The organism is Quyinboa ferrireducens (assembly GCF_042436675.1).
In the GTDB taxonomy this organism is placed as follows: domain Bacteria; phylum Bacteroidota; class Bacteroidia; order Bacteroidales; family UBA5342; genus JBHJHP01.
In genome coordinates this window covers 201,933-213,865 of record NZ_JBHMVA010000005.1, presented here as the reverse complement: position 1 = coordinate 213,865, position 11,933 = coordinate 201,933, and the positions used below count along the sequence as shown (strand labels likewise).

General features: G+C 36.0%; 12 protein-coding genes. 4 read left to right on the top strand and 8 right to left on the bottom strand.

What is annotated here, in order from left to right; genetic code table 11:
- Positions 1-133: 133 nt before the first annotated feature.
- The 4 genes from ACE01N_RS10100 to ACE01N_RS10085 are packed head-to-tail and all read right to left on the bottom strand — an operon-like array spanning position 134 to position 3,869.
- A complete protein-coding gene (locus tag ACE01N_RS10100) occupies positions 134-1,459 on the bottom strand; it encodes a DEAD/DEAH box helicase (RefSeq protein WP_375729689.1) in 1,326 nt (441 codons plus the stop codon).
- Between the two features lie 12 nt (positions 1,460-1,471).
- Positions 1,472-2,656: a class I SAM-dependent rRNA methyltransferase gene (locus ACE01N_RS10095; RefSeq protein WP_380587973.1), complete on the bottom strand. Its 1,185-nt coding sequence runs from the start codon at positions 2,654-2,656 to the stop codon at positions 1,472-1,474.
- The gene (locus ACE01N_RS10090; RefSeq protein WP_380587971.1) at positions 2,640-3,236 is read right to left on the bottom strand and encodes a 3'-5' exonuclease; all 597 of its coding nucleotides are present in this window, start codon (positions 3,234-3,236) and stop codon (positions 2,640-2,642) included. The genes ACE01N_RS10095 and ACE01N_RS10090 overlap by 17 nt, the downstream gene beginning before the upstream one ends.
- Positions 3,237-3,239: 3 nt before the next feature.
- The gene (locus tag ACE01N_RS10085) at positions 3,240-3,869 is read right to left on the bottom strand and encodes a DUF5063 domain-containing protein (RefSeq protein ID WP_380587968.1); all 630 of its coding nucleotides are present in this window, start codon (positions 3,867-3,869) and stop codon (positions 3,240-3,242) included.
- Between the two features lie 97 nt (positions 3,870-3,966).
- On the opposite strand from ACE01N_RS10085, the gene ACE01N_RS10080 reads away from it, so the two are divergent.
- The 3 genes from ACE01N_RS10080 to lpdA all read left to right on the top strand — a co-directional run bounded on the left by ACE01N_RS10080 (position 3,967) and on the right by lpdA (position 6,119).
- Complete coding sequence (locus ACE01N_RS10080) at positions 3,967-4,293, top strand: FtsB family cell division protein (protein WP_375729685.1); 327 nt, start codon at positions 3,967-3,969, stop codon at positions 4,291-4,293.
- Positions 4,294-4,301: 8 nt separating this feature from the next.
- Complete coding sequence (locus tag ACE01N_RS10075; RefSeq protein WP_375729684.1) at positions 4,302-4,634, top strand: hypothetical protein; 333 nt, start codon at positions 4,302-4,304, stop codon at positions 4,632-4,634.
- A 117-nt stretch (positions 4,635-4,751) separates the two neighbouring features.
- A complete protein-coding gene (gene lpdA / locus ACE01N_RS10070; protein WP_380587963.1) occupies positions 4,752-6,119 on the top strand; it encodes a dihydrolipoyl dehydrogenase in 1,368 nt (455 codons plus the stop codon).
- Positions 6,120-6,272: 153 nt separating this feature from the next.
- Here the strand turns inward: lpdA and ACE01N_RS10065 are convergent, their stop codons facing one another.
- The 4 genes from ACE01N_RS10065 to ACE01N_RS10050 all read right to left on the bottom strand — a co-directional run bounded on the left by ACE01N_RS10065 (position 6,273) and on the right by ACE01N_RS10050 (position 10,864).
- Positions 6,273-7,418: a 6-bladed beta-propeller gene (locus ACE01N_RS10065; protein WP_380587960.1), complete on the bottom strand. Its 1,146-nt coding sequence runs from the start codon at positions 7,416-7,418 to the stop codon at positions 6,273-6,275.
- 29 nt (positions 7,419-7,447) lie between these two features.
- Positions 7,448-8,590, bottom strand: coding sequence for a 6-bladed beta-propeller (locus ACE01N_RS10060; protein WP_380587957.1), 1,143 nt, complete (start codon positions 8,588-8,590; stop codon positions 7,448-7,450).
- Positions 8,591-8,971: 381 nt separating this feature from the next.
- On the bottom strand, positions 8,972-10,171 hold the full coding sequence (locus ACE01N_RS10055) for a 6-bladed beta-propeller (RefSeq protein ID WP_380587954.1): 1,200 nt from the start codon (positions 10,169-10,171) through the stop codon (positions 8,972-8,974).
- Between the two features lie 225 nt (positions 10,172-10,396).
- Positions 10,397-10,864, bottom strand: coding sequence for a hypothetical protein (locus ACE01N_RS10050; protein WP_380587951.1), 468 nt, complete (start codon positions 10,862-10,864; stop codon positions 10,397-10,399).
- An 86-nt stretch (positions 10,865-10,950) separates the two neighbouring features.
- On the opposite strand from ACE01N_RS10050, the gene ACE01N_RS10045 reads away from it, so the two are divergent.
- A complete protein-coding gene (locus ACE01N_RS10045; RefSeq protein ID WP_380587948.1) occupies positions 10,951-11,922 on the top strand; it encodes a diacylglycerol/lipid kinase family protein in 972 nt (323 codons plus the stop codon).
- The last annotated feature ends 11 nt before the right edge of the window (positions 11,923-11,933 follow it).

Below are 11,933 nucleotides of genomic sequence, written 5' to 3'. Positions count from 1 at the left end.
TGCCATAGCTCCACGAAGTCGATGCAGCGCGGATGAAAATTTGGCTCACCTGATACCCAAAGCGCCACAGCGTTTTGCTTTGGGCTTAATGAAGCTGGGTCTTTAGCCCGGACTTATTATACTGAAATCCGCATTAATCCTTTTTTCCCTGATCCGGCTTGTGATGTTTGCCCTGGTGTTTTTTGTCACCATGATGGGCGTTAGGATGCGTTGGTTTATTATCCTTTTTATGAAAATGTTTCTTGCCTTTGTTACCTGGTTTGTTAAATTTCTTACGGTAGTTTCTGTTCCCGCCACCACTGCGTTTTCTGGGGTTATATTCCGGCGTATCTCCAAATTCAGGTGGGACCGGGGCTTTGTAAATTTCCCGTTCAATCAGTTGCTCAATCCGGGCAAATTTATCCTGGTCCTTTTCGGTGATAAATGTTATGGCCAAGCCTTCTTTTTCAGCCCTTGCTGTACGTCCAATACGGTGTACATAATCTTCCGGATCAGATGGGACATCGAAATTCATTACCAGATCGATATTTTCAATATCAATGCCCCGTGCCAGGATATCCGTGGCAACGAGAATTTGTACTTTACGGTTTCTGAATTCCCTGAGTATTGCTTCCCGTTCTTTTTGTTCAAGATCAGAATGGATGGCCTGAGCATTAAGCTTCTGACGTTTAAGATCCATTGCCATCTCTTTTACAGCTGACTTGGTAGATGAAAAAATCAGAACACTCGTCATTTCCTTATTGGTTAGCAAATGCCTGACTAACGGAATTTTTTGGTTCGGGTAAAGCATGTAGGCCACCTGCATGATCTTTTCAGCAGGTTTCGAAATCGCAATATTTATCTCATGCGGGTTATACAAAATTGTTTTGGCCAGATCACGGATCTTTTTAGGCATAGTTGCCGAAAACATGAGCGTTTGCTTTTTCTGTGGCATGTATTTGTGGATCTTTACGATATCGTCGTAAAATCCCATGTCGAGCATACGGTCGGCCTCATCAAGAATAAAGTGTTCCACACCTGTAAGGTCCACATATTTCAGGTTCAGGTGCTGTATTAAGCGGCCCGGCGTGGCCACAATAACATCCACACCCGAAGTAATGGCTTTACGCTGTACATCCCAGTTCATAGAGTCATTTCCACCATAAATGGCTAGGGCCGATACGTTCAGGAAATAGGCAAATCCCTGGATTTGCTGATCAATCTGTATGGCCAGCTCCCGCGTGGGGACCAGTACCAATGCCTTTACTTTAGTGTCGGAATGACTTTTATGCAGAGCATTCAGTACCGGCAACATAAATGCCGCCGTTTTACCGGTTCCTGTTTGTGCACAGGCAATCATATCGCGTCCATCCATAATAAAAGGCATGGCTTGTTCCTGAACAGGAGTCATGGTTTCGAAGCCCATGGCGTCGATGCCTTCAAGTACAGAATCGTCAAATTTCAGTTCGTCAAATCTCAAAATAATTTGTTTTTATTCCACATAAAGCACGAGACCTTTCAGGTACTCGCTTTCGGGATGGTAAATATTCACAGGGTGATCAGCAGGTTGTTCCAGTTGATGGAGAATGCGTACAAAGCGACCTGATTGAGCCGCAGCACTGAAAACCGTTTTGCGGAACATGTCGCGGGTTACAACCTGCGAACACGAAAAGGTAAAGATGATACCTCCTTTGCGGACCTGTTCAAATGCTTTGGCGTTCAGCTTTTTATAGCCCTGAAGCGCATTGTGTAATACATTTTTATGTTTGGCAAAGGCCGGAGGATCCAGAATAATCAGATCATATTTATCTTTTATATCTTCCAGATACTTAAAGGCGTCCACCGCAAAAGCATCATGTCTTTTGTCACCCGGGAAATTAAGTTCCACATTCTCCCTGGTCAGATCTATGGCACGTGCTGAACTGTCAACAGAATGCACCAGGTTGGCTCCACCACGCATGGCATAAAAAGAGAAGCCTCCGGTGTAACAAAACATATTCAGCACATCGCGGCCTTTAGAATATTTCTCCAGCAATTTCCGGTTTTCGCGCTGATCAACAAAAAAACCTGTTTTTTGCCCTTTTAACCAGTCAACCTTAAATTTCAGACCGTATTCCATGGCAATATCTTCGGTGCTGTCACCCAGCAGAAATGCGTTGTTCGGATCAGCACCCGCCATAAACGGGAGTGTGTTTTCCGATTTATCGTAAATGGCTTTCAGATTGTCGCCCATCAGTTCCTTAAGCATGGCAGCCAGTTTTTCACGGATCAACCACATGCCTAGAGAATGAGACTGCATAACCGCAATTCCGTTGTACATATCAATGATCAGACCTGATAGTCCATCGCCTTCAGCATGAACCAAACGGTACGTATTGTTGGTTTCGGAAATCAGACCGAGAGACTTGCGCAGTTCCCAGGCCTGTTGCAGTTTGTTGAACCAGAATTTATCATCCGGCTCTTTTTCAGTGAACGATAAAATGCGCACCATAATGGAGCCTGGCTGGTAGTGACCCATGCCAAGAAATTCATCTTTATTGTCGTATACATGAACCACGTCACCTTCTTTCACTTCGCCAAGAATTTTTTTGATGGCTCCGGAAAAAATCCAGGGATGAAAGCGTCTTATGGATTGGTCCTTGCCGGACTTAAGAATGACTTTAGCGTAATTGCTCATATTCTTCGGTGCTGATGAGTTCTTTGTAGATTTCGAGGCAGATCCAGGCATCGGTAGCTGCATACCTTTGTTGAGCCTCGGTTAATATTTCGCTTTCCCAGTTGGTAAGCCGTTGTTTTTTTGAGATACGCTTGTTAAGCACGATACCCGCTATTTTTTTCAGACTGCGGTCATCAATTCCATAGTCTGCAACTTTTTCCTGAAGATCGATAAATCCCCGTGGTTTTAAATCCGTCAGACGGCGTAATCCCCGGATATCATCTTTTAACGATAATCCGATCTTGGTGATATGGTCATTTTCTATCAGCGCACGAAGCTCGTCTGTGAGGCCGGTCATATTGAGCCGGAAAAGATAACACGTATTGTGTGTTGATAACTGGATCAGGCTGACATCATTAATCACACCTTTTTTAAACGATGGTTTGGTTTCAGAATCAAAACCTATAAAATCGTGCCGCTGAAGATGCTCCAGTGCTTCAGTAATCTGATACTGGTTATCTACAACTATTACTTTCCCTTCAAAGCCACATAATGGCAGGTTGCTTAACTCTTCTTTTGTAATACTATCAGGATAAGTCATCTGTTAAAAATCCTCCTCTTCATTTCGCCACTCGTTCTGTCGTTTGGCGACGAAGCTTCTGCTAACGTCAGTACGTTTATAGAAGTCGTCCTCTTCTTCTATCGATTCAATGCGTTCTTCACTATAGTTCAGGTTGTGGAGGGCCCGGAGTACATTTACCAGTTTCTGTCCCCAGTATTCTCTGAAATTATCAACAACTTCGGCCAGTGCGTCGTTCATTATTTCTGTTGATCCCAACTGGTACAACGATATGAAATCTTTAATATCCTGGTAAATATCGGCAATATCTTCCGAAATTTTTACCCTAACCGGGGCATCGCTGTATTTTATTTCAGGATGAAAAACTTCGAGGTAGACATCGCTTTTTCCCAGTAAATATTCAATAAAGTCGCGGATAGCCATATAGTCCTCTTCCGTTACAATGCGTTCAAGCGAATCCTCAAATTCGCGATCAACCTTTGGCAGCATTGTGCCCTTAAGATAGAGTAATGGAAGTATTTTTACGGCTTTATCCACAAACTCATCTGCCGATTGTGTAGACGATTGTTCCACGAACAAACAGAACTGGTTCGCGACTGTAACAAACTCTACTACATCCTTTGAATAAACAATATGTTCAAAAACATCATCCATTGAAGTGTTGTTGAAAAATTTTCACAAAAGTAGGAAAAATTGTTTATAAGTTCCGGTCGTTATATATGGTATTACATAACGATTAAAATAAATTTGCATGAGTGATGAAATGATTACCATGAGTGTAAAAGATTTTTTTATACGCATATTTCCGTTTGTAAAGAATAAATTTGTTCTTACAACTGCTTTTTTTATTGTCTGGATTGTGTTTTTTGATCAATACAATCTTGTCAGCAGGGTTAAAAATAACCAAAAGCTGAATCAGCTTGAGAAGGAAAAGCAACATTACATTAATGAAATTGATGAGAACACACGAATGTTGAATGAGTTGAAAGGCGATAAGGAAACACTGGAAAAATTTGCCAGGGAACAATATCTGATGAAGAAGAAAAATGAGGATATTTACCTGGTAATTGAAGATTAATATGGCGTATGAACAAGCAAAAGCTCAACAATAACCTCTTTTATTTTTCAACACTTTTAGTTTTAGCCGGCATCTTATTAAAGATTTCGAATTATCAGACCGCGAGTTATGCGTACCTTGCAGGTGCGTGTTTATTTACGTTGTCCCGGGTTTTCAGTTTTATTCTGAACAGGACAAAAATACGTGGTCGTTTATTACAGATTCAGATCTTTAGCGGTATGTCACTCATCTTTTCGGCAGTTTTAATGTATCGGGGCAGTAACAGTTGGAGCGTTTTTGTTTTGCTTACGGCACTCATCGAACTTTATGTTAGTTTCAGAGGAGGCGAATTTTCTAAATAATTACGCCCGGGTAGCTAGCAGGTAACTAATTTTAGATAAGGTAATTTTTAAGTGCAATAGCTTATATTTCATTGAACAATACATTAATGGTTCTGTTTTTAAGATAAAAAATTTTATATGTACGATTTAGCAATTATCGGAGGTGGTCCGGCCGGTTATGATGCCGCTGAAAGAGCCGGAGAAAAAGGCCTTAAAGTTATTCTGTTTGAAAAACGTGAATTAGGTGGTGTCTGTCTGAATGAAGGATGTATCCCCACCAAAACAATGCTTTACAGTGCAAAGCTTTATCATAAAGCGCTGGAAGGTAAGAAATTCGGCATTGAGACCAGCGAAGTGAGCTTTAATTATGAAACGCTTTACAAAAGAAAGCAGAAAGTTGTAAGGAAGCTTGTTGGCGGTGTTGGATCCAAGATGAAAGCGAATAAGGTGGAGGTTGTTAAAGCATTTGCCAACATAAAAGGGAAAAGCGGCGATGCCTTTAATATTGAGTCTGACGGCAAGGAATATCAGGCAAAAAATATTATGATCAGTACAGGATCAGAGGCTTTTATTCCGCCAATCAAAGGTGTGGATGGCGTATCTGATATTATCCTTACTAACCGCGAAATTCTTGAACTTCAGGAACGTCCTGAATCTCTGGTGATCATAGGTGGTGGCGTTATTGGGATGGAGTTCGGTTGTTTCTTTAATACCATTGGTACAAAAGTAACAGTCATCGAGATGTTGCCCAAAATTCTGGGTCCGATGGATGGAGAACTGAGCAGCATGTTGCAGAAAGAATACGAAAAGAATGGCATTGAATTCCATCTGGAAAGCAAGGTGACGGAGGTTAAGGGCAACGAAGTCATTTTTACAGATAAAGACGGAAAAGAGCAGAAAGTATCTGCGGATAAGATTTTGCTTTCTGTTGGCCGTAAAGCCAATGTTCAGGGATTTGGCCTGGAGAATCTTGGCGTAGAAGTTGAACGTGGCGGTATTAAGGTGGATAATAAAATGCGTACCAACGTGCCGGGTGTATTTGCTGCAGGGGATGTAACCGGATTTTCACAATTGGCTCATACCGCTTACCGTGAAGGAGAGGTGGTTGTAAATAACCTGAGTGGAAGGGAAGATGTAATGCGTTATAACGCGATTCCTGCGGTTGTTTATACCGATCCGGAAATTTCTGCTGTTGGTCTTACAGAAGACGAAGCCAAGAAGAAAGGGATTGAATATGATGTAAAAAAGCTTCCGATGACGTATGCCGGTCGTTTTATTGTGGAAAACGAAGGTTTTAACGGTTTGTGCAAAGTTTTAGTAGGAAAGAAATATGGCGAAGTGCTTGGTGTTCATATGATTGGTAACCCAAGTTCTGAAATGATTTACGGCGCATGTATGGCTATTGAAACTGAACTGACCCTGAAAGAACTGGAAGAAGTTATTTTCCCACATCCAACTGTTTCTGAGATATTCAGAGAAACAGTGTTTGCGTTCGGGCACAAATAATCAGTTGTGAATGTACAATTAGGAATTAGAGAGAATTAATATCTCAGATATATCAGAACGGATCGCATTTGCGGTCCGTTTTTTTGCATCATACTTTTCCTTATTTACACATTTTATGGGAAACTGTCTGAAACAGAAACAACTATTACTGCGTTACTCAATATTTTTGAATTCATACTTAACAATAAAAGGATTACTATTGATTAAATTAGTTGAACTTAATTTACTTTTAATATCAAATCTATCTGCTACCTCACTATAAATTCCTCTTCGTTCAAGATTCTGAATCTGTTCTTTTAAATTCATGGGCTCTATATGCCAATAAACCATGTCATTATAAAATTCGTCAACATTAAATGGAGTTAAACGGAATATGCTTTTTTCGGAAGCCTTTGACCACATAATGGAATTATGTGGATTAGAGTAATTAATTGTTCTGTATATAAGACCCTTTCTAACACAAGTAAAATAAACCAGATCATTGGCAAGATAAAAATTTCTAATTTTATAAAAAGCACCATTTTGTATCTGTTGATTAATGATATTCTTGTTAGAACTCCTTTTTATCCATTTACCATTAAAGTCAATTTTATAGTTTAGTTGAGGTTTATCACCCAACAAGCTATAGATAGAAGAAGAAAATCGATTTGGTCGTAAATATGTTTCATTATTACTTTTATAAAACATCTTTGGGGAATCAAAAATCCTACTCGTTGTATCTTTCAAAAATGACTCCTGCACAGAAAATTTGTTATCAATATAGTGCAATGTATAGTAATGAGTTTTTAGAACAGAGTTGCTTCCACTCCATAAACAATAGGTGTTTTTATTTAATCGTTCTATTTTAGTAGGTGCAAAATCAAGTCTTTTTTCAGTGATAAATTTACCGCCAAGATTGAAAGTAAGAATTTTACCTCTACCAAGAATTTTTATATTATGTTCATATTCATCGATAATAAAATCATATAATGATATATATTCTCCCGGACCTTTGCCAACACTTCTAATTTTAAAAATAAAACTACCATCAAATACACTGAAGGCGAAAAGTGTTTTATTATCATAGTCTAATATAAAGATCGTATCGTTATAAACTTCTATTTTTTGAATTATGCCTATTAAACAATCTTTATTTGTTTCCAAAGCAATAATATCTTTAATATTGATTAATTCTTCTATAAGAGGCTCAGAAATTTTTTCTGCAGTTTTTATTGTTTTGAATTGTGAAAATTCTTTATTGTCTGAACATGATATTAAAACAATAGTTAAGATTACAGCAGTAAAATAAATTCTTATCATTTGTATTTATTATATCTTAATATGCTCAATCATAATTTAAACTTAAATCTTACTATAACAGGATTTCTATTCACATTTAGCAGTCTTTTATCATCACCATGAAAAATACCTATATTCGATAGCTCGTCGATATACAAAATCTTATAAAAATAGCCCTTGTGCTCTATCTCTGGTAATAAAAAATATGGATTTTTGTTGACGTCAACTGTTCCATTCTTAAAAGCTTTAATACAGATGGTTTTATTAGATTTATGATTAACCAGGACATGATTAACACTCGAATTTAACAATATACCAAAAGATGCTGTGGTTTCATTGTATGTGAAATTAAACAGCCTACTTACATAATCTTTACCCTCAATTTTGCTCAAGAATTCTCTTACATCTTTGTATTGTCCATTCCGTATGTAGGAAGGAAGAGAATTCTTCCCATGATTTAACTTTAGATCAGGTCGGATTCCTTCTTCATTAATCTCGTAAATTGTATCATTACATACAGTATAAAAAAAAGTTTTATCTCCGTATTCGAAAAAATTCCCAGTTTCACTGAAATGCATCCAACTTCTTTCATTTTCATGAATATATTGAAATTGTCGAACTATTTTATTCTTTTTTTCTGAAAAGTAGTTTAAACGATAATTACTATCTACAGTAATTGACCCTGTATAAATAGCCCATATATCCTCATTAAGTTTATTAAATCTTTTTCCAACAACACCTACGTTATATGAGGTTATAAATTCGCCTTTGAAATTATATTTTAAAATTTCCTTTAGCTTTTGATCTAAAATGTAGATAAAATCATTTTTATCTACATAAACATCTGTCAAAGCTAAATATTCACCTTTACCTTTGCCTAAATGATATATTGAAGCGATATATTTCCCGTTAAAATCAAATATAAATACTTTTCTTTTTGTACTAATAACATAATAATTATTGAAAATATAAAACTGTATTAATTCTCCAATTAAAATATCGTCCCTTGTTTCTAAAAAACAAAATGTTAAATCCGAAGTGTCAACATATTCCGAGTATTGAAACACACTCGATTTGTCCACTGAAGCATCAATATTATTTACCACCAACGAATCAGAAGTTGATACTTTATTTCTGCATCCAAACAGAAGCATATTCAATATCAAAGACATTAAAAGAATAAAATTTCTCATTAGTTTTTTGTATTTAACAATATATATCATTCTTAGGGCAATTTGAATTACTAATATATTAGCAAATAACGGAGACACATGAATTACACGTTTTGTCCCCCCAAGCAAGAATAATACCGTCCTTAATTGACTTGATATCAAAGGTAATATGAATCATTTCTACCAACATATTCGTTAAATTCATTCCCATATAAATAGTTATATTTTAAAATAGATTATAAATAATTGATGGCATTTTCAGTTTGACGACTTATTGATTGTTTTTGCATATTTATCTCTAACATTAACCTTTTATTTGCAAACTGCATTTGAATATTATATATCACTCTAATTACTGAAATCAACAATGTAAATAAAAAGAACACTTTTCTTTTTGACAGCTTATAATTCTTCATGTTTTTTAAAATTTAATATCGCAATCGTTGGATTTTCCATTGAAGCTTTAATATTCTTTTTGTACTGAAGCTGATGCTCACCTTCATTTTTAAAGGTTGCAATATCATCATATGTAATTGAGTATATAAATGCATTATCGTATACACCTTTTAAAGGCATCATAAACAAAAAAGGAAATACATTATCAATATCATTTGTAATCTTCCTAAATGTCATTAAGGTATTTTTATCGATATTATAAATATTAATATGACTTTTCCTTTGTTTGACGGTCATAAAAAACACTTTATTATTAATAAAACAGCATGGTCCTGAGTGGTAAAACTCATTAGAATTATCCCTTGCTTCTATTGCTGTTTTTCTGGCATTAAATTCTCCATTAGGTAAAGAATTACTATTTAATTCCTTTAATATATTAAAAAAGAAATTGTTATTATCCAACTGTAAATTTAGAATAGGATCTAGATGCATCTTAACTTTGTCGAATTTATAAATTCTCCCAGTTAATATAGGACTAAAATATACGTCATTCATATTTCGGCAAAATACATAATTATTATAATCATGCACATAATTTAAATAAATTGGAAATCTACTTAAAACATCAATAATTTTTCCATTATAATCAAAATAGTATACTTCAGCATTTTGAGGAATTTTACCTTTTACAAGATTTGGATTGTTATTTGTATATGCTAAAAATCCGTCTTCCATCATTAAAATTGAAGAAAAATCATATTTAATTTTTATCTCATTTTTAAATTTACCAGTTTTTAAGTTGAAGAATAATGCCTTTTTTGTCATCCTGTCATGAATTGCCAATACTCCGTTAAATATATCAAAACCGCTGATCTTAATATACTCTTTTGGACCTTTCCCTACTTGCTTAATTTTGTATTTAAAATTTCCTTTAATATCAAAACATAATATTGCATTTTGCGGATCATCAAAAATTACGACATTATCTTTTAGCATTTTCACATGTGAAACTTCTGAAATGAAAGATTTATCTGTTGTTTCTAGTTTGATGTAATTGATACTATCAATAAATTCTGATAGTTTCGCTGCACTTTCGATTTTATCCACTTTCAACTTTACATTTTTTCCAGTATCGATTTCTGGTGTTGTACTGCAAGCAATGCTTAATAAAGATAATATTGGCAGAACTAAGCTAGGTTTTAACATGACTGTAATAATTTAATAATAACTTGGTTATAAGCTATGTTATGTTGAAAGACCATCTAAAAGAACACATGTACGAAGCACGTTTTGCAAACTCCTTACTTACACACTATTCCTTTAGACAGCAATATTAACGAATTGTGTTAATTATGGACAATCTTGTTGTTCTGACAGATCACAACCTCCACCAGAACAATCACAAATATTATGCTGTTCACCAGTAGCTACTCAGTAATACGCGGCGTCTCCATACAATGATGGATATGAATTCATTTCGCTATCCCAACAAACTGCATTGGCTGTTTTTATTCCCTGATGAGAATTAATACTTACTGTCAACACAGAAATAAATAATACTTCTAAACTAAAAAATAAATATCTTCTGGCAATCCATTTAACTTTATTGAGTGGGGGTAAAGTATTTAAAGCATCTTGAATACTATTAAGTGATGCATCAATGTCTCCATTTTGATACAGAATAAATGCTTTTAGAAATGAAATTTTGCCATTAAAAACTTTGTTATGGGGCAATAGAATCGACCTTGCCGTAGAATCTAATTGTTTTTCAGCAATATCAGGGTTGTAATAAAAATTTAAATATAAATTTTCATATATGTTATTGCCTTTCGGTACTGCACCTGAATAAATTTGCGTGTTACAAAATAAAATGAATAATACGAGGCATGTTTTTTTCATTGTAAAATAGGGTGAAATTTATAGGATAATAAATATAGTTAAAAAAATATTTTACTCCTAAACTAATTTAATTATTTTTAAGCCTTATGTCAACCCCATTACACCATAAGTGGTTTGTCATTCTTAATCCTCATGCAGGCGCCCGCCGTGGCGAGAAGGATAAAGAAAAGATTTTAAACCTCCTTAAAAGGTATAATTTTGATTTTGAATATGCCGAATCAAACTATAGGGGTCATACAATTCAACTAGCCCGTGATGCTGTAAAGTCCGGTCAAAAAAGATTTATCGTTATAGGTGGCGACGGATCATTGAATGAGGCATTAAACGGTATTATGAGCGTAAATGTAAGCGGCGCTCATGATGTTAGCCTTGCCATGATTCCGGTTGGCACAGGAAACGACTGGATCAGGACATTTGACATTCCCAACGATTATAAAAAATCCATTGAGGTGATCCGGCAGGATAATCTTGTTCTTCAGGATGTAGGGATGGTAACCTGGGGTAAAAACGGGTCGACAGAAACCAGGTTTTTTGCCAACATGGCCGGGTTCGGTTATGATGCGGTTGTGGCAGACAAGGTAAATTCCATGAAGGATAAAGGTTGGTCGGGGAAATGGTTGTATTTATGGAGTCTGGCTTTCAGTTACCTCAAATATAAAACCTGTATGATGCGGTTCGAGGTTGACGGGCAACGCTTTAATGAAACAATCTTTACTGTCAGTATTGGTATTGGTAAATTCAATGGAGGAGGAATGATGCAGGCTCCGGATGCGGTTCCCGACAACGGTGAATTTAACATGACACTTATTCGGAAGATTGGAGTCTGGGGTATTCTGAAAAACCTTCGCGGATTATATAATGGATCATTTTTAAAAGATCCGCATGTGCTGACTACAAGCGGTAGAGAGGTACGTATTGAATCGCGCCGTATGATACCCGGAGAGGTGGATGGCGAGCAGCTGGGAAAATCTAATTTTACGATATCGCTTATTCCCAAAGGGATCAGTGTGTATTGCGGAAGTGACAAATACCTGAAACAAAAATTGAAAAGTCACTAAATCTGCGTATT